Origin of the sequence: Staphylococcus haemolyticus (assembly GCF_006094395.1) — a bacterium.
Classification (GTDB): Bacteria; Bacillota; Bacilli; order Staphylococcales; family Staphylococcaceae; genus Staphylococcus; species Staphylococcus haemolyticus.
In genome coordinates this window covers 2328521-2354376 of the sequence record NZ_CP035291.1, presented here as the reverse complement: position 1 = coordinate 2354376, position 25856 = coordinate 2328521, and the positions used below count along the sequence as shown (strand labels likewise).

Annotated in this window: 27 protein-coding genes; all 27 read left to right on the top strand. The window is 33.9% G+C overall.

Going from position 1 to position 25856, the window contains the following annotated elements; translation table 11 throughout:
• The 27 genes from EQ029_RS11385 (at position 1) to hpt (ending at position 25674) form a co-directional block, all read left to right on the top strand.
• Complete coding sequence (locus tag EQ029_RS11385; RefSeq protein ID WP_011276777.1) at positions 1-927, top strand: DNA polymerase III subunit delta' C-terminal domain-containing protein; 927 nt, start codon at positions 1-3, stop codon at positions 925-927.
• 1 nt (position 928) lies between these two features.
• Complete coding sequence (locus EQ029_RS11380; protein ID WP_011276776.1) at positions 929-1732, top strand: PSP1 domain-containing protein; 804 nt, start codon at positions 929-931, stop codon at positions 1730-1732.
• 15 nt (positions 1733-1747) lie between these two features.
• Positions 1748-2146 (top strand): DNA replication initiation control protein YabA, encoded by a 399-nt coding sequence (gene yabA, locus EQ029_RS11375; RefSeq protein WP_011276775.1) that lies wholly within the window; start codon positions 1748-1750, stop codon positions 2144-2146.
• A gap of 157 nt (positions 2147-2303) precedes the next feature.
• Positions 2304-3029: a tRNA1(Val) (adenine(37)-N6)-methyltransferase gene (locus EQ029_RS11370; protein ID WP_011276774.1), complete on the top strand. Its 726-nt coding sequence runs from the start codon at positions 2304-2306 to the stop codon at positions 3027-3029.
• Positions 3022-3270 (top strand): GIY-YIG nuclease family protein, encoded by a 249-nt coding sequence (locus EQ029_RS11365; protein ID WP_011276773.1) that lies wholly within the window; start codon positions 3022-3024, stop codon positions 3268-3270. Before EQ029_RS11370 ends, EQ029_RS11365 begins: the two co-directional genes overlap by 8 nt.
• 2 nt (positions 3271-3272) lie before the next feature.
• On the top strand, positions 3273-4115 hold the full coding sequence (rsmI, locus tag EQ029_RS11360) for a 16S rRNA (cytidine(1402)-2'-O)-methyltransferase (RefSeq protein ID WP_011276772.1): 843 nt from the start codon (positions 3273-3275) through the stop codon (positions 4113-4115).
• 251 nt (positions 4116-4366) lie between these two features.
• A complete protein-coding gene (gene metG, locus EQ029_RS11355) occupies positions 4367-6346 on the top strand; it encodes a methionine--tRNA ligase (protein WP_011276771.1) in 1980 nt (659 codons plus the stop codon).
• A gap of 29 nt (positions 6347-6375) precedes the next feature.
• Positions 6376-7146: a TatD family hydrolase gene (locus EQ029_RS11350; RefSeq protein WP_011276770.1), complete on the top strand. Its 771-nt coding sequence runs from the start codon at positions 6376-6378 to the stop codon at positions 7144-7146.
• Between the two features lie 142 nt (positions 7147-7288).
• A complete protein-coding gene (gene rnmV / locus EQ029_RS11345; RefSeq protein WP_011276769.1) occupies positions 7289-7837 on the top strand; it encodes a ribonuclease M5 in 549 nt (182 codons plus the stop codon).
• Positions 7838-7840: 3 nt separating this feature from the next.
• Positions 7841-8731 (top strand): 16S rRNA (adenine(1518)-N(6)/adenine(1519)-N(6))-dimethyltransferase RsmA, encoded by an 891-nt coding sequence (rsmA, locus tag EQ029_RS11340; protein WP_011276768.1) that lies wholly within the window; start codon positions 7841-7843, stop codon positions 8729-8731.
• Between the two features lie 99 nt (positions 8732-8830).
• A complete protein-coding gene (gene veg, locus EQ029_RS11335) occupies positions 8831-9094 on the top strand; it encodes a biofilm formation stimulator Veg (protein ID WP_011276767.1) in 264 nt (87 codons plus the stop codon).
• Between the two features lie 316 nt (positions 9095-9410).
• Positions 9411-10259: a 4-(cytidine 5'-diphospho)-2-C-methyl-D-erythritol kinase gene (gene ispE, locus EQ029_RS11330; RefSeq protein ID WP_037536996.1), complete on the top strand. Its 849-nt coding sequence runs from the start codon at positions 9411-9413 to the stop codon at positions 10257-10259.
• A 16-nt stretch (positions 10260-10275) separates the two neighbouring features.
• Positions 10276-11100 (top strand): pur operon repressor, encoded by an 825-nt coding sequence (gene purR, locus EQ029_RS11325; protein WP_011276765.1) that lies wholly within the window; start codon positions 10276-10278, stop codon positions 11098-11100.
• Between the two features lie 17 nt (positions 11101-11117).
• Positions 11118-11498 (top strand): RidA family protein, encoded by a 381-nt coding sequence (locus EQ029_RS11320; RefSeq protein WP_011276764.1) that lies wholly within the window; start codon positions 11118-11120, stop codon positions 11496-11498.
• Positions 11499-11565: 67 nt separating this feature from the next.
• On the top strand, positions 11566-11868 hold the full coding sequence (spoVG, locus tag EQ029_RS11315; protein ID WP_011276763.1) for a septation regulator SpoVG: 303 nt from the start codon (positions 11566-11568) through the stop codon (positions 11866-11868).
• 207 nt (positions 11869-12075) lie between these two features.
• Positions 12076-13431 carry a bifunctional UDP-N-acetylglucosamine diphosphorylase/glucosamine-1-phosphate N-acetyltransferase GlmU gene (gene glmU, locus EQ029_RS11310; protein WP_011276762.1) on the top strand — a complete coding sequence of 452 codons (1356 nt, stop codon included), beginning with the start codon at positions 12076-12078 and terminating at the stop codon, positions 13429-13431.
• A 111-nt stretch (positions 13432-13542) separates the two neighbouring features.
• Positions 13543-14508 (top strand): ribose-phosphate diphosphokinase, encoded by a 966-nt coding sequence (locus tag EQ029_RS11305; protein ID WP_011276761.1) that lies wholly within the window; start codon positions 13543-13545, stop codon positions 14506-14508.
• A 183-nt stretch (positions 14509-14691) separates the two neighbouring features.
• Positions 14692-15357 (top strand): 50S ribosomal protein L25/general stress protein Ctc, encoded by a 666-nt coding sequence (locus EQ029_RS11300; RefSeq protein ID WP_011276760.1) that lies wholly within the window; start codon positions 14692-14694, stop codon positions 15355-15357.
• A 168-nt stretch (positions 15358-15525) separates the two neighbouring features.
• Positions 15526-16098, top strand: coding sequence for an aminoacyl-tRNA hydrolase (gene pth, locus EQ029_RS11295; protein ID WP_011276759.1), 573 nt, complete (start codon positions 15526-15528; stop codon positions 16096-16098).
• Positions 16095-19604, top strand: a complete 3510-nt coding sequence (gene mfd, locus EQ029_RS11290) for a transcription-repair coupling factor (RefSeq protein ID WP_046464819.1) — start codon at positions 16095-16097, stop codon at positions 19602-19604. Before pth ends, mfd begins: the two co-directional genes overlap by 4 nt.
• Positions 19605-19668: 64 nt before the next feature.
• Positions 19669-21201 carry a polysaccharide biosynthesis protein gene (locus tag EQ029_RS11285; protein ID WP_029376684.1) on the top strand — a complete coding sequence of 511 codons (1533 nt, stop codon included), beginning with the start codon at positions 19669-19671 and terminating at the stop codon, positions 21199-21201.
• The gene (locus tag EQ029_RS11280) at positions 21201-22391 is read left to right on the top strand and encodes a MazG nucleotide pyrophosphohydrolase domain-containing protein (RefSeq protein WP_011276756.1); all 1191 of its coding nucleotides are present in this window, start codon (positions 21201-21203) and stop codon (positions 22389-22391) included. Before EQ029_RS11285 ends, EQ029_RS11280 begins: the two co-directional genes overlap by 1 nt.
• Positions 22388-22666: an RNA-binding S4 domain-containing protein gene (locus EQ029_RS11275; protein WP_011276755.1), complete on the top strand. Its 279-nt coding sequence runs from the start codon at positions 22388-22390 to the stop codon at positions 22664-22666. Before EQ029_RS11280 ends, EQ029_RS11275 begins: the two co-directional genes overlap by 4 nt.
• 20 nt (positions 22667-22686) lie before the next feature.
• Positions 22687-23082, top strand: a complete 396-nt coding sequence (gene divIC / locus EQ029_RS11270; RefSeq protein WP_011276754.1) for a cell division protein DivIC — start codon at positions 22687-22689, stop codon at positions 23080-23082.
• Positions 23083-23210: 128 nt separating this feature from the next.
• A complete protein-coding gene (locus tag EQ029_RS11265; protein WP_057504765.1) occupies positions 23211-23612 on the top strand; it encodes a S1 domain-containing RNA-binding protein in 402 nt (133 codons plus the stop codon).
• A 226-nt stretch (positions 23613-23838) separates the two neighbouring features.
• Complete coding sequence (tilS, locus tag EQ029_RS11260) at positions 23839-25131, top strand: tRNA lysidine(34) synthetase TilS (protein WP_029376683.1); 1293 nt, start codon at positions 23839-23841, stop codon at positions 25129-25131.
• A 3-nt stretch (positions 25132-25134) separates the two neighbouring features.
• Positions 25135-25674, top strand: coding sequence for a hypoxanthine phosphoribosyltransferase (gene hpt / locus EQ029_RS11255; protein ID WP_011276752.1), 540 nt, complete (start codon positions 25135-25137; stop codon positions 25672-25674).
• Positions 25675-25856 lie beyond the last annotated feature (182 nt).

The following is a 25856-nucleotide window of genomic DNA, read 5'->3' as shown; positions in this document are numbered from 1 at the left end:
ATGGATGAACAACAAAAATTAGCGAATGCGTATCATTCAAATAAACTATCGCATGCCTACCTTTTTGAAGGTGATGATGCACAATCAATGAAGCATGTAGCCATGGAATTTGCAAAACTTATTCTATGTAATGGGAATCAGCAATGTGAAATGAAAGTTGGAACCTTCAACCAACCAGACTTCATGTATGTATCTTCTGAAGAAAATTCAATTAAGAAAGAGCAAATTGAGCAGTTGGTACATCGTATGAATCAACTTCCTATTGAAGGAACGCATAAAGTTTATATCATAGAAGATTTTGAAAAGCTTACTGTTCAAGGGGAAAATAGTATATTAAAGTTTTTAGAAGAACCACCTGAGAATACGATAGCCATTTTGCTATCAACGAAGCCAGAACAAATCTTAGATACAATTCATTCACGTTGTCAGCATGTTTATTTTAAACCAAGTGATAAACAAGACTTTATAGATAGATTAGTTGATGAAGATATTAATAGAGCTGTAGCTGAAATGCTAAGCACCTATACTACGCAACTAGAAACTGCAATAGATTTAAATGAAGAACATGATTTAGTTACACTTAGGAAAGTGATTTTACATTGGTGTGACTTATTATTAACGAATAAACCTATGGCTTTAATTGGAATAATAGATTTATTAAAAAATGCGAAAAATCGTAAGTTACAATTACTAACGCTAGCAGCCGTTAACGCGTTTTTTGAGGATATTATGCATGCCAAAATAGGAATTGAACGAGATTTTACATACACAGATTTAAAAGGTAATATAGAAAAATATGCGAATCAGTTATCGCTAAACAAAGTTATGACAATGTACGACCAAATTACAGAAGCGCACAAAAAATTAATGCAAAATGTTAATCCGACGCTTGTATTTGAACAAATAGTAATCAAAGGTGTGAGTTAGAATGCCAAATATCGTAGGTGTACAATTTCAGAAAGCAGGGAAATTGGAATATTATGCGCCTAATGATTTAGACGTAAATGTAGATGATTGGGTTGTTGTCGAATCTAAACGAGGCATTGAAATTGGAAGTGTAAAGTTTCCACCTAAAGATGTTGAAGATGGTGATGTTACGTTACCTTTAAAAGAAATTATACGCGTTGCTACAGAGCAAGATATCGAAAAGTATTATCAAAATGATAAAGATGCCACTAATGCATTACAATTATGTAAAGACTTAGTTAAAGAACAGCAACTGGATATGCGATTAGTTAATTGTGAATATACATTAGATAAATCAAAAGTGATTTTTAATTTTACAGCAGATGATCGTATTGATTTTCGTAAACTCGTAAAACATTTAGCACAAAATTTAAAGACACGTATCGAATTAAGACAAATCGGTGTTCGAGATGAAGCCAAATTACTAGGTGGTATTGGTCCATGTGGTCGTTCACTATGTTGTGCCACATTTTTAGGGGATTTTGAACCGGTTTCAATTAAAATGGCTAAAGATCAAAATCTGTCTTTAAATCCTACTAAAATTTCTGGTGCTTGTGGTCGATTGATGTGTTGTTTAAAATATGAAAATGATTTTTATGAAGAGGCAAGAGCACAGTTACCTGATTTAGGGGATAAAATTGTGACACCTGAAGGCAAAGGACAAGTCATTGGGTTAAATATTCTAGATATTTCAATGCAAGTTAAAATCGATGGTTTAGAACAGCCGTTAGAATATAAAATGGAAGAATTAGAAGCTTTTAATTAAGGAGGCACGTTACTTTTGAATCGCAATGACTTATTTGAAAAAATTGTAAAACTTGAAAGTAATGTTAATCAATTAAATCAGGAAATGAGTGAACTGAAAGCATTATCTATCCAACTTATTGAAGAAAATGTTGCCTTACAAGTTGAAAATGATAATTTAAAATCATTGATGGCTAAGAGTGAACAAGACGTTGAAGCTATCAAAGTTACAAATCGTATTGAAAAAGACAACAAGCCAATGAGTAAGGAAAGAGATAATAAAAGTTCAATTAAACATGTTAAGAAACCATTGCCAAGTAAGGATAACTTAGCAGTATTATATAGCGAAGGATTCCATATTTGTAATGGAGAATTATTTGGTAAACACCGATATGGTGAGGATTGTTTACTATGTATGAATGTATTAAATAGTTAGACCATTGGTCAGTTGATATTGCCAGTGGATTGACAGTACGTCGCAAATGTAAAGTGAAATTGATTAAAGCGTACGCTAATGATTAGGGATGGATTTCAACACTTTGAAATATAACGATGTGTTGTAAAGACATCTCTTTTTTAGGAGAAAAAAGATTATGTTAAAAGCTAATGAGCGTATTGATGACTTATTTAAAGAAAATTTGAAAATTATACAAAATGACGATGTCTTTTCATTTTCAACAGATGCTTTATTGTTAGGGCATTTTACCGAAGTGAGGAAGAATGACAAAATATTAGACCTTTGCGCGGGAAATGGTGTTATTGCACTCTTGTTATCAGCTAAAGGATCGCAAACAATTGAGAGTATCGAGATACAAGAACAATTGGCTGATATGGCTCGTCGTAGCTTCGAATATAACGATTTAACGAATCGATTATTAATACATCACATGGATTTAAAAGATGTGTACCAAAACTTTAAACCATCTCAATATACGTTAGTCACGTGTAATCCTCCTTATTTTAAAAGCAATCAACGTCATCAACATCAAAAAGAGGCGCATAAGATTGCGAGACATGAGATTATGTGTACATTAGAGGATTGTATGTTGGCAGCACGTCATCTATTAAAGCAAGGTGGTCGGCTTATGATGGTTCATCGAGCTGAAAGGTTAATGGATGTCTTAACTGAGATGCGCAAAGCCAGTATTGAACCGAAACGTGTGGTTTTTATTTATAGTAAAATTGATAAATCGGCTGTTACGATTGTAGTAGAGGGACGCAAAAACGGTAACCAGGGATTAACCATTGCATCACCATTTTACATCTATAACAATCAGGGTGACTACACTGATGAAATGAAAGAGGTGTATTATGGCTAAACATTATGTTTATATAGTTAAATGCAAAGATAACTCATTATATACGGGTTATACTACCAATGTAGAGGCACGTATTGCGACGCATAATGCAGGAAAAGGGGCTAAATATACTAAAACAAGACGTCCGGTAGTGTTAGTTTATCAAGAAATGTTTAGTTCAAAATCAGAAGCAATGCGAAGAGAGTATGAAATTAAAACATTTAGCAGACAACAAAAATTAAAAATGATTGAGGAGCGTTAAATATGGCGACATTATATTTAGTGGGAACGCCTATAGGAAATCTAGGTGATATTACATTTCGTGCAATTGAAACTTTAAAAGATGCTGATTTCATAGCTTGTGAAGATACACGAGTGACCAAAAAGCTTTGCAATCATTATGATATTCAAACCCCTCTCAAATCATATCATGAACATAATAAGTCACAGCAAACTGAGTATTTAATTGACTTGTTAAATGAAGGTTACAATATCGCTTTAGTGTCAGATGCAGGTTTACCTTTAATAAGCGATCCGGGTTATGAGTTGGTCGTTGCAGCCCACAGTTATGACATTCATGTAGAAACCGTGCCTGGTCCTAATGCAGGTTTAACTGCACTAATGGCAAGTGGCCTACCATCCTATACGTATACATTTTTAGGCTTTTTACCTAGAAAAGAAAAAGATAAAGTAGCAGTATTACAGGAACGAATGTTTCAAGATAGCACATTAATTATTTATGAGTCACCATTCCGTGTTGTTGAAACGTTAAAAGCTATTTCCAAAGTTGATGATACTAGACGTGTTGCAGTCGGTCGTGAATTAACTAAAAAGTTTGAACAAATTGTGATGCAAGAAGTTGGGCACTTAATAAATGCATTTCAAAACGATGAAATTATGCAAAAAGGTGAATTTGTAATCTTGATTGAGGGCGCTAAGCCTCTTGAAACTGAACAATGGTTTCAATCACTTACCATTTCAGAACATGTCGAACACTATATATCAGAACAAAATATTAAACCTAAAAAGGCGATTAAGTTAGTTGCAGAAGATCGTCATATGAAGACTGGAGAAGTTTATGACATATATCATGATGTCAATCAATGATGTGGCAATGAAACGTTGATTAATTAAATATTTTTCTGGGAAAATGGGCAATGAAAATCTTATGAAATCCCCCATAAATTAATAAATTTATGGTAATGTTAATAGGATACGACATTAGAAAATTGATATGAGTTATAATAAAAAATAACTTAATATAAAAGGATATCGTGATGCGTTTAAGTATCAAAATCCATAATGAACAGAATAACACGTATATATTATTATTTTGTAAACGATGAGGAGGACTATTGATGGCGAAAGAAACATTTTATATTACAACCCCAATTTATTATCCGAGTGGTAATTTGCATATCGGCCATGCATATTCAACAGTAGCTGGTGATGTGATTTCACGTTATAAACGTATGCAAGGCTATGATGTTCGTTACTTAACTGGTACAGATGAACATGGCCAAAAAATTCAAGAAAAAGCTCAAAAAGCAGGTAAAACTGAATTAGAATATTTAGATGAAATGATCAGTGGTATTAAAAGTCTTTGGAGTAAGTTAGAAATCTCTAATGATGACTTTATTCGTACTACAGAAGATCGTCATAAACAAGTAGTTGAGAAAGTTTTTGAACGTCTTTTAAAACAAGGTGATATTTATCTTGGTGAGTATGAAGGATGGTATTCAGTACCAGATGAAACATATTACACTGAATCGCAATTAGTAGATCCAATATATGAAAATGGCAAAATCGTTGGCGGAAAAAGCCCGGATTCAGGTCATGAGGTTGAGTTAGTTAAAGAGGAAAGTTATTTCTTTAATATTAATAAATACACAGATAGATTATTAGAATTTTATGATGCTAATCCAGATTTCATTCAACCGCCTTCAAGAAAAAATGAAATGATTAACAACTTTATTAAACCTGGTTTAGAAGATTTAGCTGTTTCACGTACATCATTTGACTGGGGAGTCAGAGTGCCATCCAATCCTAAACACGTTGTATACGTATGGATAGATGCATTAGTAAACTATATTTCTGCATTAGGATATTTATCAGATGATGATGAATTATTCCAGAAATATTGGCCAGCAGATGTGCATTTAATGGCTAAGGAAATTGTACGTTTCCACTCAATTATTTGGCCAATTTTATTAATGGCGTTAGACTTACCGCTTCCAAAAAAAGTGTTTGCACATGGTTGGATTCTGATGAAAGACGGTAAAATGAGTAAATCTAAAGGTAATGTGGTAGATCCTAACGTATTAATTGACCGCTATGGTCTTGATGCAACACGCTATTATTTAATGCGCGAACTACCATTTGGCTCTGATGGAGTATTCACTCCTGAAGCTTTTGTAGAGCGTACTAACTATGATTTAGCAAATGACTTAGGCAACTTAGTAAATCGTACAATCTCTATGATTAATAAGTATTTCCAAGGTGAACTGCCTGCATATGAAGGTCCTAAACATGAACTGGACGAAGATATGGAAGCATTAGCACATGAAACTGTGAAACATTTCAATGAAAGTATGGAAAGTTTCCAATTCTCTGTAGCTTTATCTACTGTATGGAAGTTTATTAGTCGTACGAATAAATATATCGATGAGACTACACCATGGGTATTAGCTAAGGATGATAGTCAAAAAGATATGCTTGGTAATGTCATGGCACATTTAGTTGAAAATATTCGATTTGCTGCAGTGTTACTACGTCCATTCTTAACACATGCGCCTAAAGAAATTTTCAAACAACTGAATATTAATGAACCTGAATTATTTGAATTAGAAAGTCTTGAACAATATGGTGCATTAAAACAACCGATTATGGTAACTGAGAAGCCAACACCAATCTTCCCACGTTTAGACACTGAAGCGGAAATTGCATATATTAAAGAATCAATGCAACCTCCAAAGTCTGAAGAATCTAAAGATGAAGTGGAAGAGCCAAGTAAAGCGCAAATTGATATTAAAGATTTTGATAAAGTTGAAATTAAAGCAGCAACAATTACTGATGCTGAAAACGTTCCAAAGTCTGATAAATTGTTAAAAATTCAAATTGACTTAGGTTTAGAGCAACGTCAAATTGTTTCTGGAATCGCTAAGTTTTATCGTCCAGAAGATATTATCGGTAAAAAAGTTGCAGTGGTCACTAACTTAAAACCTGCTAAATTAATGGGTCAAAAGTCAGAAGGCATGATTTTATCAGCTGAAAAAGATGGTGTCTTAACATTAGTTAGTTTACCAAGTGCAATTCCAAATGGTGCAGTTATTAAATAGTAATAAATTGTAAAATTAGGAGAGATAAAATGTTAATCGATACACATGTCCATTTAAATGATGAACAATATGCGGAAGATTTAACTGAAGTCATTTCTCGTGCGAGAGAAGCAGGCGTTGATCGCATGTTTGTCGTTGGTTTTGATACACCGACAATTGAACGTGCTATGGAACTGATTGAACAATATGATTTTATATATGGAATTATCGGTTGGCATCCTGTTGGTGCGATTGATTTTACAGATGAACGTTTACAATGGATTGAAGAATTATCACAACATCCTAAAGTTATTGGTATTGGAGAGATGGGCTTAGATTATCATTGGGATAAATCTCCAGCTGATGTTCAAAAAGACGTATTTAGAAAGCAAATTGCTCTCGCTAAAAGAGTGAACTTGCCTATCATTATTCATAATCGCGAAGCTACGCAAGATTGTGTAGATATCTTAATGGAAGAACATGCTGAAGAAGTAGGCGGAATTATGCATAGCTTCAGTGGTTCTCCTGAAATTGCAGATGTAGTTATTAATAAACTGAACTTCCATATTTCTTTAGGGGGTCCAGTTACATTTAAGAATGCTAAGCAACCTAAAGAAGTCGCAAAACATGTGCCTATGGATAGATTGTTAGTTGAAACAGATGCGCCTTATCTTTCACCTCATCCATATAGAGGTAAACGTAATGAACCAGAACGTGTGACTTTAGTTGCTGAACAAATTGCAGAATTACGTGGTATGTCATATGAAGATGTATGTCGTCAAACTACGGAAAATGCTGAACGTTTATTTAAATTAAAATAATAATATATGTCTGAGAAAGATGTTAAACCGTGTCTGTCATGGTATGATTTTATAAACATGACACACGACATCTTTCTCATTTTTTATGTGATAAGTAGTTATAATATATGTGAAATGAATTTGAAAGGTTAGGATTTTTATTATGAAAATCAATGAATTTATCGTAGTAGAAGGTAGAGATGACACTGAACGAGTAAAGTCGGCTGTTGAATGTGATACGATTGAAACAAATGGAAGTGCAATCAATAAAGAGACTTTAGCAGTCATCCAAAATGCACAAGAAACAAGAGGTGTTATCGTATTAACTGATCCTGACTTTCCCGGTGATAAAATACGTCACACGATTACAGAACACGTTTCAGGTGTTAAACATGCATACTTAGATAGAGAAAAGGCTAAAAATAAGCGTGGTAAAATCGGCGTTGAACATGCGCATCCAAAAGATATTAGAGACGCATTAATGCACGTCAGTTCTCCTTTTGAAGAAGCGGAAGAATCAATCGACAAAAGTGTTCTCATAGACTTAGGATTAATAATTGGTAAAGACGCACGTCGTAAAAGAGAAATACTAGGTCGTAAATTACACATCGGACATTCAAATGGCAAGCAACTGCTTAAGAAACTCAATGCATTTGGTTATACTGAATCGGATGTGCGCGAAGCGTTATCTATGGAAAAGGAGAGTGAATAAAAGGTGGAGAGAAAAGATATTGCGACACCTTCAAGAACTAAGGCACTGTTAGATCAGTTTGGATTTAACTTTAAAAAAAGTTTAGGACAAAATTTCTTAGTAGATGTGAATATCATTCATAAAATTATAGATGCGAGTGAAATTGACGACAACACAGGTATTATTGAAGTTGGACCCGGTATGGGGTCTTTAACAGAGCAATTAGCTAAAAGAGCTAAAAAGGTGATGTCATTTGAAATTGATCAACGACTTATACCTGTACTAAAAGAAACACTAGCGCCATATGACAATGTTACGATAATTAACGAAGATATATTGAAAGCAGACATTGGTAAGGCGGTTAAAACGTATTTGAATGATTGTGACAAAATCATGGTCGTAGCTAATTTACCATATTATATTACAACACCAATTTTACTGAATTTAATGCAACAAGATATTCCGATTGATGGTTATGTTGTTATGATGCAAAAAGAGGTTGGTGAACGCTTAAATGCACAAGTAGGAACAAAGGCTTATGGTTCATTATCTATCGTTACACAGTACTATACAGAAACAAGTAAAGTGCTAACGGTTCCTAAATCAGTTTTTATGCCACCACCTAATGTAGATTCTATTGTTGTTAAATTAATGCAAAGAGAGACGCCACTCGTTAGCGTGGATGACGAAGAAACTTTCTTTAAATTAGCTAAAGCAGCTTTTGCGCAAAGACGTAAAACAATCAACAACAATTATCAGAATTTCTTTAAAGATGGAAAAAAACATAAAGAAAGTATATTAAAATGGCTTGAACAAACAGGTATTGATCCTAAAAGACGCGGGGAAACGCTATCAATACAAGATTTTGCACGATTGTATGAAGAAAAGAAAAATTTCCCAGAATTAGAAAATTAAATTGTTGACAAAGCGCTACTACATTGATAAAATTTAAATTTTATTTGACATAACCTTGCGAGATATGGTATTATGTAACTTGTAGCGAGGTGGAGCAATATGCCAAAATCAATTTTGGACATCAAAAATTCTATTGATTGTCATTTAGGAAATCGTATTGTACTAAAAGCCAACGGTGGTCGTAAAAAAACAATCGAACGTTGCGGTGTGTTAAAAGAAACGTATCCTTCAGTATTCGTTGTTGAATTAGACCAAGATAAGCATAATTTTGAAAGAGTTTCGTATACATATACGGATGTTCTTACAGAGAACGTACAAGTTTCATTTGAAGAAGATAATCATCAAGAAGTAGTTGCACACTAATTTAGACATAAATATAGAGTGGTTTAGTGTACTACAACTCTATAATTAAAATGTATTGGGTGTTGGGCTTATTAAGTTCAACACTCTTTTTTTGTAGAAGATTAAGATATGCGTCGAACGTGAGACAGTGAATGTTTCTATATCACTTCCAATCATTTTACTTAAAAATAATATAATTTCATTAGAAAACGTATATTAGTAGATTAAATTGATTGTTTTATTAAGATTTTACATAAATTTGTCATGTATCTATCAAATATTTTAAGTCTTTGTGTTAAAATCATCTTATTACTATAGATGAAGAGAGGGCGGAAAAATGATATATGAAACGGCACCAGCCAAGATAAATTTGACGCTCGATACACTTTTCAAAAGAGATGATGGATATCATGAAATTGCAATGATTATGACGACAGTTGATCTGAACGATCGATTATCTTTCCAAAAAAGAAAAGATAAAAAAATCGTTGTTGATATTGAACATAACTATGTTCCAAATGATCATAAAAATTTGGCTTATCGTGCAGCACAATTGATGATGGAAACCTATGATTTAAATGAAGGTGTCACCATTACTATAGATAAAGATATTCCTGTATCTGCCGGTTTAGCAGGAGGATCAGCTGATGCAGCTGCTACGATGCGTGGTATTAATCGGCTGTTTAATTTGGATAAATCTTTGCATGAACTAAGTGATTTGGGAATACAAATTGGAACAGACATTCCGTTTTGCATCTATAACAGAACTGCTGTATGCAAAGGTAGAGGTGAAAAGATACGCTTTTTAAAGAAGCCACCTTCAGCTTGGGTAGTTTTAGCGAAACCTAATTTAGGTATATCATCCGCGGATGTATTCAAGGCGTTAGATTTGGATGATGCACATCATGTAGATACAGAAATGTGCGAGAAGGCGATTGTTGAAGGTGATTATAAACAGTTATGTGAAAGCTTATCGAATCGTCTAGAACCAGTATCAATGTCAATGCATCCTGAAATTGAAAAAATAAAAAATAATATGTTGCAATGTGGTGCAGATGGCGCATTAATGAGTGGTAGTGGTCCAACCGTATATGGGCTTGCTCAAAAAGAAAGCCAAGCGAAAAAGATATATAATGCTGTTAATGGCTGCTGTAATGAAGTGTATTTAGTAAGATTATTAGGATAGAAGGGTTGAACAACAAATGAGGTATAAAAGAAGTGAACGTATCGTCTTTATGACACAGTATTTAATGAATCATCCAAATCAGTTAATACCTTTAACTTTTTTTGTGAAAAAATTTAAACAAGCGAAGTCTTCAATTAGTGAAGATGTTCAAATTATTAAGAATACTTTCCAAAAAGAAAAGCTAGGTACAGTTATTACGACTGCAGGTGCGAGTGGTGGTGTAACTTACAAACCAATGATGAGTAAAGAAGAGGCTTCGGAAATTGTTGAAGAAGTTATTGAACTACTCCAAGAAAAAGAACGATTATTACCCGGTGGATATCTTTTCTTATCAGATTTAGTTGGTAACCCTTCTTTACTTAATAAAGTTGGTAAATTAATTGCTAGCATTTATATGGAAGAAGATCTTGATGCGGTTGTGACAATCGCTACAAAAGGGATATCACTTGCCAATGCGGTAGCTAACGTATTAAATTTACCTGTAGTAGTAATTAGAAAAGACAATAAAGTTACTGAGGGATCTACTGTATCGATTAACTACGTGTCTGGCTCTTCTCGTAAGATCGAAACGATGGTGCTTTCTAAACGTACATTAGCTGAAAATTCTAATGTACTTGTCGTGGATGATTTTATGAGAGCAGGAGGTTCAATCAACGGTGTCATGAATCTTATGAATGAGTTTAAGGCACAAGTTAAAGGGGTATCTGTACTTGTAGAATCAAAAGAAGTTAAACAAAGATTGATTGAGGATTATACTTCTTTAGTTAAATTATCTGATGTTGATGAATACAATCAGGAATTTAAAGTAGAACCTGGCAATAGTTTGTCTAAATTTTCTTAAAAGGAGTTTATTACATCATGAAAACAATTAACACTAACAAAGCACCAGAAGCTTTAGGACCATACTCACACGCTATGGTTGTGAATAATTTAGTATTCACATCTGGACAAATCCCATTAGATACTGAAGGGAATATTGTCAGTGATGATGTGAAAGAGCAAACAAAACAAGTGCTAGATAATTTGTCTGTCGTACTTGAAGAAGCTGGTTCGGATTTAAACTCAGTTGTGAAAGCAACCATTTTTATCTCCGACATGAATGAATTTCAACAAATAAATGAAGTCTATGGTAGTTATTTCAGTGAACATCAACCAGCGCGTAGTTGTGTTGAAGTTGCACGATTACCGAAAGACGTTAAAGTTGAAATTGAAGTTGTAGGTAAAGTAAAAGGAATATAATTTCCTTGATTAAAGAATTGTCAAGCTTCTAACAAACAAAGATATATATACTAGGGGGGCTCACTACATGAAAGTGACAGATGTTAGACTTAGAAAAATACAAACAGATGGCAGAATGAAAGCACTTGTTTCAATTACATTAGACGAAGCTTTTGTTATTCACGATTTACGTGTAATTGAAGGGAACTCAGGTCTTTTCGTTGCTATGCCAAGTAAACGTACACCAGATGGTGAATTCCGTGATATCGCGCATCCAATCAACTCTGATATGAGACAAGAAATTCAAGATGCCGTTATGAAAGTATATGACGAAACAGATGAAGTTATTCCAGATAAAAATGCTTCATCAGAAGATTCAGACGAAGCTTAAATAAATCATACATTATGGCAGGTTCAGCATTTAAATTTGTTGAACCTGCTTTTTAAATATCAAGTGTGGTATAAAGCATTCTACTAATGAATACATATTTTGAAAATTTAAATAGACTAAATTATAAAACCTTCTAAATCTTGAAACTCGAACTTGAGTTAAATTATAATAAATTAGAAGTGTAAATTTATTGGAGGGTTATCACTCATGCAAAGAAATGCGGTAATATTAGCAGCTGGAAAAGGTACTAGAATGAAATCAAATAAATATAAAGTGCTACATAAAGTTGCTGGAAAATCAATGGTAGAACATGTGTTAACAAATGTTAAGAATGCTGGTGTTAACCAAATCGTGACAATTGTAGGTCATGGCGCTGAAGACGTTAAAGAAACATTGGGGAACCAATCGTTATATAGCTATCAAGAAGAACAATTGGGAACAGCACATGCTGTAAAGATGGCTAACGAACATTTGAAAGAAGTGGAAGGTACAACTTTAGTTGTTTGTGGAGATACACCACTCATTACAGCTCATACGTTACAAAAGTTAATTGAGCATCATGAAAGTACTCATGCGCAAGCGACAGTATTATCAGCAACTGCTCAGATTCCGTTTGGTTATGGGCGAATTGTTCGCGATGAACAACGTAGACTACAACGTATTGTCGAAGAAAAAGACGCGTCAGAAGCACAAAAAGCATTAACTGAAATTAGTTCTGGAATTTTTGCGTTCGATAATCGAGTTCTTTTCTCTAAATTAGAAGAAGTTAAAAATGATAATGCTCAAGGTGAATACTACTTGCCAGATGTGATCAGCTTAATCTTAGCTGAAAATGGCGTCGCTGAAGTTTATCACACAGACGATTTTAATGAGATTATGGGTGTAAATGATCGTGTCATGTTAAGTAATGCGGAAAAGGCGTTGCAACAACGTATTAACATTGAGCATATGAGAAATGGTGTAACTATTATCGACCCTACAACTACATTTATTGGACCAGATGTCAAAATAGGTATGGATACAATTATTGAACCTGGTGTGCGTATTAATGGTGAAACAGTAATAGGAGAAGAAGCTGTCATCGGTCAATACTCTGAAATCAACAATAGTCATATTGGCTCACAAGTTGACATTAAACAATCAGTTATTAATGATTCAATCGTTGGTGATAAAACAAAAGTTGGACCATTCGCGCAACTAAGACCTGGTTCAAACTTAGGTTCAGATGTTAAAGTGGGTAACTTTGTAGAAGTGAAAAAAGCAGATCTCAAAGATGGGGCTAAAGTATCTCACTTAAGTTATATTGGAGATGCTGAAATCGGTGAACGTACAAACATTGGTTGTGGTTCTATCACAGTTAATTATGATGGTGTTAATAAATTTAAAACGGTTGTAGGTAAAGATGCATTTATTGGATGTAATACTAACTTAGTGGCACCTGTAACTGTTGGTGACGGTGTGTTAATCGCTGCAGGTTCAACAATTACCGACAACGTCCCTAATGAAAGTTTAGCCCTTGCGCGTGCCCGTCAAATCACAAAAGAAGGATATCTCAAAAAATAATTTTTTGATAAAATTTGGTATCTCTTTTCCACAATTTTTTGTTGAACATAGTAAAAGCGATTAATTTTTTATATAATGAAAGTGTCTAAGTTAAAAATTGGAGGACTATAAATGTTAAATAATGAATACAAGAATTCATCTTTAAAGATTTTCTCTTTAAAAGGAAATGAGCCATTAGCACAAGAGGTAGCTGATCGAGTAGGGATTGAATTAGGGAAATGTTCTGTTAAACGCTTTAGCGATGGAGAAATTCAAATCAATATTGAAGAAAGTATTCGTGGATGTGATGTTTTCATTATCCAACCAACTTCAAATCCGGTTAATTTACACTTGATGGAGTTATTGATTATGATTGATGCTTGTAAGCGTGCATCAGCAGCTAATATCAATATTGTGGTTCCATATTATGGCTATGCACGTCAAGATAGAAAAGCACGTAGCCGTGAACCTATTACAGCTAAGTTAGTAGCTAACTTAATTGAAACAGCTGGCGCTAATCGCATGATTGCATTAGATTTACATGCACCACAAATTCAAGGATTCTTTGATATTCCAATTGACCATTTAATGGGTGTACCAATCATTGGTCAACATTTTGAGAATGACCCTAACATTGACCCAGAAGAATGTGTCGTAGTATCACCGGACCACGGTGGCGTTACACGCGCACGTAAACTTGCTGACATTTTAAAAACTCCGATTGCAATTATTGATAAACGACGTCCTAAACCAAACGTAGCAGAAGTAATGAATATTGTTGGTGAAATTGAAGGACGCACTGCGATTATTATTGATGACATTATTGATACAGCAGGAACAATCACTTTAGCTGCGCAAGCTTTAAAAGATAAAGGTGCTAAAGATGTGTATGCTTGTTGTACACACCCAGTTTTATCAGGTCCTGCTAAGGAGCGTATCGAGAATTCAGCAATTAAAGAATTAATCGTTACAAATTCAATCTTATTAGATGACACACGTAAACCATCAAACACTAAAGAATTATCAGTAGCTGGATTACTTGCTCAAGCAATTATTCGAGTATATGAACGTGAATCAGTAAGTGTATTATTTGACTAAAGTTTACAATTGCGTTTGACTTATACATTTCAACCGTGTATAATACATTCGTTCGTGGTTTTACGAACTAATAAACACTTGCAAGCAACTTATAAAGTTGATGGGTAAGTGAAGGGAAGTCCAGAACTTTATATTCTCACGATAATAAGTATCTAGACTTGAAAATGAAAGGTGGAAATACGAATGGCTTCATTAAAGTCAATCATCCGTCAAGGTAAACAAACACGTTCTGACCTTAAAAAATTACGTAATACAGGTAAAGTACCTGCAGTAGTTTATGGTTATGGTACTAAAAATACTTCAGTTAAAGTTGATGAAGTTGAATTCATCAAAGTTATCCGTGAAGTAGGACGTAACGGTGTTATCGATTTAGGCGTTGGTTCTAAATCAATCAAAGTTATGGTGTCAGATTATCAATTCGACCCACTTAAAAACCAAATTACACACATCGACTTCTTAGCAATCAACATGACTGAAGAACGTACTGTTGATGTACCAGTTCACTTAGTAGGTGAAGCTGCTGGTGCTAAAGAAGGTGGCGTAGTTGAACAACCATTATTCGACTTACAAGTTACAGCAACTCCAGAAAATATCCCTGAATCAATTGAAGTTGACATTACTGAATTAGAAGTTAATGACAGCTACTCAGTTTCAGATATTAAAGTTTCTGGCGATTTCACAATTGAAAACGACCCAGAAGAATCTGTTGTAACAGTAGTTCCTCCAACTGATGAACCTACTGAAGAAGAAGTTGAAGCTATGGAAGGTGAAGCAGCAACTGAAGAACCTGAAGTAGTTGGTGAAGAAAAAGAAGAAGATAGCGAAGAAGAAAATAAAGACGAAGAATAATTCGTTGATTGTTATCTTTATGGGAGTGGAACATGAATTCTTAATGAATTCTGTTCTACTCCCTTTTTGTGTTATTATAGGGAATGTTATAAAATAATGAATAATTGATATATGCACAATTCTATTCAGTTAGTCGTTATAAATGAATCACAATGGAGGTAACATCGTATGAAATGTATTGTGGGTCTTGGGAATATAGGCAAGCGATTTGAGTTAACAAGACACAATATCGGTTTTGAAGTCATTGATTACATTTTGAAGAAACATAATTTCTCATTAGATAAACAAAAATTTAAAGGTGCTTATACTATTGAACGTTTAAATGGTGACAAGGTTCTATTTATTGAACCAATGACTATGATGAATCTTTCTGGTGAAGCAGTAGGGCCATTAATGGATTACTATAATGTTGAAGTGGAAGATTTAATCGTCTTGTATGATGATTTAGATTTATCTCAAGGTCAAATCCGCTTGCGTCAAAAAGGTAGCGCTGGAGGACATAATGGTATGAAGTCTATCATTAAACATTTAGGTACAGATCAATTTAAACGAATTCGTATTGGCGTAGGGAGACCGACGAATGGTATGTCAGTACCTGATTATGTATTACAGAAATTTTCAAAAGAAGAGATGATTACTATGGATAAAGTGATTGAACATTCAGCACACGCTGTGGAAGCTTTTATTGAAAGTTCACGCTTCGACCATGTAATGAATCAATATAATGGAGAAGTCAATTGAGACCTATCATTTCAGACTATATTCAAAATGATAAACGTTTCCAGGAACTCGATGATGTATTCGGTCATCAAAACATTCTTGTTACTGGTCTCTCTCCCTCTGCGAAAGCTACGATTATCGCTGAAAAGTATCTAAAAGATCAAAAACAAATGTTGTTAATCACTAACAACTTATATCAAGCAGATAAATTAGAAACTGATATTTTACAATATATCGATCATTCTGAAGTTTATAAATATCCTGTACAAGATATTATGACTGAAGAATTTTCAACGCAAAGCCCTCAACTTATGAGTGAACGTGTAAGAACACTGACTGCATTAGCTCATAATAAGAAAGGGTTATTTATCGTTCCTTTGAACGGATTGAAAAAGTGGCTCACGCCATTTGAACTATGGAAAGATCATCAAATTACGCTTAGAGTAGGCGAGGATATAGATGTCGATGAATTCTTAAATAAATTAGTGAATATGGGATATCGTCGCGAGAGTGTTGTATCACATATAGGCGAGTTCTCATTGCGTGGAGGCATTATCGATATTTACCCACTCATAGGTCAACCTGTTCGAATAGAATTGTTTGATACAGAAGTTGATTCAATTCGTGACTTCGATGTTGAGACGCAACGTTCAAATGACAATATTGAAGAAGTTTCAATCACAACAGCAAGTGATTACGTTATTACAGATGATGTCATTCAACATTTACAATCAGAATTGAAGACCGCATATGAAGCAACACGACCAAAAATTGACAAGTCTGTTCGTAATGATTTGAAAGAGACATATGAAAGTTTCAAGTTATTTGAAACAACGTTTTTTGATCATCAATTATTACGTCGTTTGGTGGCATTTATGTACGAGCAACCTTCAACGCTTATTGACTATTTTGCAAAAGACGCCATCATTGTAGCTGACGAATATAATCGCATTAAAGAAACTGAAAAGACGCTAACAACTGAAGTGGACGATTTCATTCAGAACTTAATAGAAAGTGGAAACGGATTTATCGGTCAATCATTTATGCAATATGATGGTTTTGAGTCGTTATTGAAGGATTATCCAGTGACGTACTTCACTTTGTTTACGTCCACTATGCCTGTTCAGTTACAACATATTATTAAGTTTTCTTGTAAACCAGTACAACAGTTTTATGGGCAATACGATATTATGCGTTCTGAATTCCAACGCTATGTACACAACGACTATCATATCGTGGTGTTAGTTGAAACTGAAACGAAAGTTGAACGAATTCAATCGATGTTGAATGAGATGCATATACCAACTGTTACTAATGTTCACAATGACATTAAATCTGGCCAAGTCGTCGTTACAGAGGGCAGTCTTTCAGAAGGTTTCGAATTACCTTATATGCAACTTGTTGTTATAACTGAGAGAGAATTGTTCAAAACAAAACAAAAGAAACAGCGTAAACGTACTAAAACTTTATCTAATGCTGAAAAAATCAAGTCATATCAAGACCTTAATGTTGGTGACTACGTCGTACATGTACATCATGGGGTAGGGCGTTATCTTGGTGTTGAAACTTTAGAAGTTGGAGATGTTCACCGAGATTATATTAAATTGCAATATAAAGGCACAGACCAACTCTTTGTACCAGTCGATCAAATGGATCAAGTTCAAAAATATGTTGCTTCAGAAGATAAGTCGCCTAAATTAAATAAACTTGGTGGCTCAGAATGGAAGAAAACAAAAGCTAAAGTTCAACAAAGTGTCGAAGATATTGCTGATGAATTAATCGCATTATATAAAGAACGTGAAATGTCGGTAGGTTATCAATATGGTGAAGATACCGCTGAGCAAAGTGCATTTGAAATGGACTTCCCATATGAATTAACGCCTGACCAAGCGAAATCGATAGACGAAATTAAAGGTGATATGGAACGCGAGCGACCAATGGATCGTCTATTATGTGGTGACGTAGGTTATGGTAAAACAGAAGTTGCTGTTAGAGCAGCTTTTAAAGCAGTAATGGAAGGGAAACAAGTTGCATTTCTTGTACCTACAACGATTTTAGCGCAACAACATTATGAAACGTTAATTGAACGAATGCAGGATTTTCCAGTACAAATTGAATTGATTAGTCGATTCCGTTCAACTAAAGAAGTCAAAGAAACTAAAGAAGGTCTTAAATCAGGATACGTTGATATTGTTGTTGGAACACATAAATTATTAGGCAAAGATATTCATTATAAAGATTTAGGATTATTAATAGTCGATGAAGAACAACGTTTTGGTGTACGTCATAAAGAACGTATTAAGACAATGAAGACGAATGTAGACGTACTGACGTTAACTGCAACGCCTATTCCTAGAACTTTACACATGAGTATGCTAGGAGTACGGGATTTATCAGTCATTGAGACACCTCCAGAAAATCGCTTCCCTGTACAAACTTATGTGTTAGAACAAAATAGTAATTTTATTAAAGAAGCTTTAGAACGAGAATTATCACGTGATGGACAGGTATTCTATTTATACAACAGAGTTCAATCCATTTATGAAAAGCGTGAACAATTACAGATGTTAATGCCGGATGCTAATATTGCCGTTGCACATGGTCAGATGACAGAACGTGATCTTGAAGAAACAATGCTAAGCTTTATTAATGGCGAATTTGATATTTTAGTGACTACAACGATTATTGAGACAGGTGTAGATGTACCTAACGCGAATACTCTAATCATTGAAGAAGCAGATCGCTTTGGATTAAGCCAATTGTATCAATTGCGCGGTCGTGTAGGACGCTCAAGTCGAATTGGCTATGCATACTTCTTACATTCTGCGAATAAAGTGCTAACTGAAACTGCAGAAGAAAGATTACAAGCTATTAAAGAATTTACTGAATTGGGTTCAGGATTCAAAATTGCTATGCGTGATTTAAATATTCGTGGTGCCGGAAACTTACTAGGTAAACAACAACACGGCTTTATTGATTCGGTTGGCTTTGACTTGTATTCACAAATGTTAGAAGAAGCGGTTAATGAAAAACGTGGAATTAAAGAAGAAGAACCAGATGCACCAGAAGTAGAAATGGAACTCAACTTAGATGCCTATTTACCTGCAGAATACATTCAAAATGAGCAAGCAAAAATTGAAATTTATAAAAAACTACGTAAAGTTGAAACAGAAGAACAATTATTTGATATTAAAGACGAATTGATAGATCGATTCAATGATTATCCAGTTGAAGTTGAACGTTTACTTGAAATGGTTGAAATTAAAATACATGCGCTACATGCAGGGGTAACTTTAATTAAAGATAAAGGTAAGCAAATTGAAGTGTCATTATCAACGAAAGCAACAGAACAAATGAACGGTGAAGAACTGTTTAAACAAACACAACCTTTAGGACGTGCAATGAAACTAGGTGTTAAAGAAAATCGCATGCATGTAACACTTACCAAGTCTAAGCAATGGTTAGATAACTTGAAATTCCTTGTGAGATGTCTTGAAGGAAGTATGGTTATTGAAGATGAAAACTAAAAGCATATCAGAATCTAAATCTACACAATCGTTATCATCTAAGAGTTCAAACGAGTTCAAACACATTGAACCCTCTAACTACACAGCGTTCAATGGCGTTGTGATTCTAACCCTTGCACTCATCATAGTTAAAATTTTAAGTGCAATTTACAGAGTGCCTTACCAAAATGTTCTCGGAGATACTGGGTTGTATGCTTATCAACAAATATATCCAATTGTGGCGCTAGGTATGATTTTATCTATGAATGCTATTCCAAGTGCGGTAACGCAAACGCTGGGTATTAATGGACAACCGTCTTCGTTTTCAAAAGTGCTAATACGATTTCAAACGTTAGGCATAGTAATATTTTTAATGCTCTTATTATTAGCGCACCCAGTGGCTATATTGATGGGAGATTCAAGACTTGCACCTATGATACGAATGGCAAGTTTGAGTTATTTATTTATTGGTATATTAGGTGTGTGTCGTGGTTATTATCAAAGTCAAAGACGTATGAATATACCCGCTATTTCCCAGGTTATTGAACAAATCATTCGTGTTGGTCTCATCATTGTAGCCATTGGTTTATTTATGATTAAAGATTGGTCGATATATCAAGCAGGAACGATTGCTATTTTAGCTTCTGCACTTGGTTTTTTAGGTTCAAGTCTCTTTTTAATAGTTATGAAACCTTTCTCTTTTAAGATGCAGAATTTATCAGCAAATATACCTTGGAAAGACTTACTTATGGCTACACTTGTATTTGCATTGAGCCAATTATTGGTCATATTATGGCAATTTATAGATAGCTTTACAATCGTTCATACACTACAATCACACGGCCTACATTTTAAAGAAGCAATCATGCAAAAAGGAATTTATGATCGTGGTGCTTCATTTATACAAATGGGTTTAATTGTTACGACAACTTTTAGTTTTGTGTTAATCCCACTTTTAACTGAAGCAATCGAACAACGAAATCAAATTAAAATGAATCGTTACGCTAATGCATCGCTTAAAATCACTATATTAATTAGTTCAGCAGCTGGTATAGGATTAATTAATTTATTACCTATGATGAATGCAGTCTTCTTTAAGACCAATAGTTTAGGTTTTACACTTGGATTCTATATGTTAACGGTTATCTGTGTATCGCTTATAATGATGGATATTGCATTATTACAAGTACTCAATTGCATTCGTCCGATATTGATTGGTGTAACTATTGGCTTAGTAGTGAAAGCGATACTCAACGTCCTATTGATTCATCATTATGGTATTGCTGGCGCTAGTATTAGCACTGTTTTGTCCCTTATTTGTTTTGTAATTATATTGCATAAAGAAGTGCTTAAGCAGTATCACTTTAGTCAAATGAAACCATTCATTTTGAAAATGTTTACTGCGCTTGTCATCATGACGATAATCATTCAAATTATTATGCAGATATTACCTCAAGTGGGACGTATAGGTGGACTTATAGAGTTAGTTGTTGTGGCAATCATAGGCATTGCCGTATTATTAATATTAGTTATATATATGAACATCTTAGGTTATAAAGAATTAAAACATTTGCCATTTGGCGAAAAGCTTTATCATATAAAGAAAGGACGACATTAATGACACATACAATTACAATTGTTGGTTTAGGAAACTACGGTTTAGATGAGTTGCCACTCGGTATATATCGTTTTTTAATACAACAACCGCTTGTTTATACTAGGACACTAGACCATCCTGTAATTAATCAATTACAAGATGAACTTAAATTCGAAAGTTTTGATACTATTTATGAAAAGAATGAAGATTTCGATTCTGTGTATCAACAAATTGTTGATGTATTAATAGAAAAAGCGCAATCACAAGATGTTGTCTATGCCGTACCTGGACATCCACGTGTAGCTGAAACAACGACGGCCAAGTTGTTAGACTACAATGACCATCATCAAGACGTGAATGTTAAAATGCTAGGTGGTAAAAGTTTTATTGATGATATCTTCGCAGCGATTAACCAAGATCCTAACGATGGTTTCACTTTGTTAGATGGTACGGCATTGACCGAACAGTTATTAAATGTGCGTACACATACACTTATTACTCAGGTATATAGTGCTATGGTTGCAGCAGATATTAAAATTACTTTGATGGAACATTATCCAGATGATTTTCCAGTCAAAATAGTGACTGGCGCACATAGCACTGGCGCCTCTGTACTAGAGGTACCTCTATTTGAACTTGATCATCACGAAGACGCATTTAATAATTTAACAAGTGTCTACGTTCCTAAAGTGACAAATGATGAAGTATTATATCGAAACTTTGATTATGCAGTAGAGATTATAGATCGCTTAGTCGATGATGAAACTGGTTGTCCATGGGATCGTGTTCAAACTCATGCCTCCCTCAAACGCTATCTATTGGAAGAAAGCTTTGAATTATTCGAAGCAATTGATAATGAAGATGATTGGCACATGATAGAAGAATTAGGAGATATCTTACTTCAAGTTCTCTTACATGCAAGTATTGGCAAAAAAGAAGGCTATATGGACATTCAAGAAATCATTGAAAGCTTAAGTGCTAAGATGATTCGTCGTCATCCACATATTTTTGGTGATGAAAAAGCAGCATCGATAGAAGAACTAAATGACATTTGGCAGACAGCTAAAAGTAAAGAAGGTAAAGCACCACGAGTTAAATTTGAGAAAGTATTTGCAGACCACTTCATGGCATTGTATGATAAAACCAAAAATAAGGATTTTGATGAAGAAACCCTTAGAAACTTTTTGCAACAAGGGGAGAAAGATTCATGAGATTAGATAAATATTTAAAAGTATCGCGACTTGTTAAACGTCGTACTTTAGCGAAAGAGATAAGTGATCAAGGACGTATTACCATTAATGGGAATGTAGCTAAAGCTGGAACAGATGTTAAGGTAGAAGATGAATTAGTTATTCGTTTCGGACAAAAGCTTGTTACAGTTAAAGTAACTGGTTTAAGCGAACATGCTTCTAAAGAAAATGCTAAAGGTATGTACGATTTAATTAAAGAAGAACGTATTAATCAGAATCAATTTGAAGAAGAATAGACTGAAGGAGGTGACAAGCAATGAGTAAAAAGGTAGAAGAAATAGGAAATCAGTATACCTCCGATAAAAATCGAAAAAGGCAACGACAACAAAAGAAAATGCGTGTTGTTAGACGAAGAGTAACTGTATTCGGTGGGATATTATTAGCGATTATAATTATTCTATCCATCATGCTTGTCGTCCAAAAACAAAGCAATGATAAAGCAGCAGTTGAGCGTAAACATAAAGAGGAACAGTTTCAGAAAAAGCAAGACGAGGAAATCGCATTAAAAGAAGAACTTAGTAATTTAAATAATAAAGACTACATAGAGAAAGTAGCAAGAGACGATTATTACCTGAGCAATAAAGGTGAAGTTATTTTTAAATTGCCTAATAATGATGATGATTCTAAGTCTAAATCCTCTAATGACAACTGATAACATTAAGGATAATCGTTTTTCTTAAATAAGAATGAATTATCTGGTTTTATAGCATTGTGAAAATATTAAAACAGGAATATAATAAGGTTAAAATCGAATCAAAATCGGGAGGATTTATTTAGAATATGTCAATCGAAGTAGGAAACAAGCTAAAAGGTAAAGTTACTGGTATCAAAAAATTTGGTGCATTCGTAGAGTTACCTGAAGGGAAAAGTGGCTTAGTTCATATCAGTGAAGTGGCTGATAACTATGTTGAGAATGTTGAAGATCACCTATCAGTTGGAGACGAAGTTGAAGTTAAAGTCTTATCTATTGCAGATGACGGTAAAATTAGCCTTTCAATAAAAAAAGCAAAAGATCGCCCTCGTAGACCACAACATAAATCAAATCACAATAGATCACCACAACAAAAAGGTGAAGATTTTGAAAAGAAATTAAGCAATTTCTTAAAAGATAGTGAAGATAAATTAGCATCTATTAAACGACAAACTGAATCAAGACGTGGCGGTAAAGGTTCAAGACGCTAATTTATAATATATTACTTATATAATAATTGGTAATAGCAAAGGTAACATTCACAGTAAGATAAACAATTGTCGTCCTATCGAATTGCCCTTTATTTTATGTAAGATATGTTATTTTTGCGGGGTGGAACTTAAAATTCAACAATGAATTTTAGTTCCACTCTTTTTTTGATGACTACATTGCAATATTGCAATAAGGTATATTCATGTTATTAAGGAGGTCTTTGTGTTGAAAGTTAATACGTCACTATGGAACAATACTGAACATATTGTGATTGCTGTTTCGACAGGTGTAGATAGTATGTCACTCTTCCACAATTTACTTTCACAATCATCTCGTACTTATAAACAATTGACCTGTCTTCATGTTAATCATGGCTTACGAGAAGCATCACATAAGGAAGAAGCGTTTATAGAAGCATTTTGTAAACAATATGAGATAACTTGCTATGTAAAGCATTTGAATTTAACGGATGTAGTAGCGCAAGGGAAGAGTATACAAGCTGATGCTCGACAATTGCGTTATGAGTGGTTTGACGAAATGATGAAAAGGTTAGATGCAGATGTATTACTTACAGCACATCATTTAGATGACCAGCTAGAAACAATCTTCTATAGACTATTTACTGGACGTTCTACACGAAGTACTCTAGGGATAGATGTTCAATCAATTCGTAATCATTACACAATATGTCGGCCATTACTTGAAGTTTCAAAAGAAGACATACGCGACTATCAGCACAAATATCAAGTTCCTTATTATGAAGATAGCTCAAACAGTGACAATAAATATGTTAGGAATGACATTCGCAATCGACTATTACCAGCGATTAATCAAAATGCAGATCTTGATAGTACGCATTTACTAAAATTGAAACGTTGGCATGATATTCAATTACAGGAGAGTCGAAAAAAAGCCCAATCCTTTATAGAGAATGATTGTCTAATTAATAAAAATGGAACTCAAATACAATTTTCACGAAATGCATTTAATCAACTTGATGATATAGCTAAAATGATATTGTTAGATCAGCTCTTCGAACAACTGCAGTTGAATAAGGCATTTTCAGAGAAACAATATCATGAATGGTTTCATCAGATTAGTAATCAAATCGCACAATTTGAGATATCCCTCACTGAAAAATGGATAATTCAAATAGCATATGATAAATTTATTATATTGGCGAAAAATGAGCCGTCATTATTAGATAATCAAATCGTGAATGATGCAGATACATATCGTTTCGGACATTATCTCGTTGTTATACATCCGACGATTCCTAAACAACAATTACCATTATTGATACGAACTCGCCACAATGGAGATAAAGTCGAACTAAATGGACAAAAAGGTCATAAAAAAGTGAGTCGTTTGTTTATAGATCACAAAATTCCAAATGATGTGCGCATGCAAATGCCATTAATTGAAGATCAATACCATCAAATTATTGCTGTAGGTAATTTATATATTGCTAAAGCATATAATCAACATATAGAAATCAAAAAAATTGGAGATGAATAACGAATGAAAGACGATTTAAAAGAAATATTGTTAACTGAAGAAGATATACAAAATATTTGTAAAGATTTAGGAGAACAATTAACTAAAGATTATAAAGATAAACCACTTGTATGCGTGGGTATTCTAAAAGGTTCTGTTATGTTTATGGCAGACCTAATTAAACGCATCGACACACATTTAGCAATTGATTTTATGGATGTTTCAAGCTATCATGGCGGAACTGAATCAACTGGTGAAGTTCAAATCTTAAAAGATTTAGGTTCATCTATTGAAAATAAAGACGTCCTAATCATTGAAGATATTTTAGAAACAGGTACAACATTGAAATCAATTACTGAATTATTGCAATCACGTAAAGTTAATTCACTTGAAATTGTTACATTACTGGATAAACCAAATCGTCGTAAGGCTGATATTGAAGCTAAATATGTTGGTAAGAAAATTCCTGATGAATTTGTTGTAGGTTATGGATTGGATTACGCTGAACATTATCGGAATTTACCTTATATCGGCACATTAAAACCAGAAATTTATAACAAATAAGTGAAATTCATTTAGATGTTAATATAATTAAATCGTGTTTAAGATATAATAACTATACTTAATAAATGAATTAGTGTAGACTCATTTTATATGCTTAAACACATTTTAAAAACTTATCGTTTTTTAGAGAATTTAAGTTTTAAAAAGTTTGATAACACAAGGATTTTGAAAAGTATTACAAA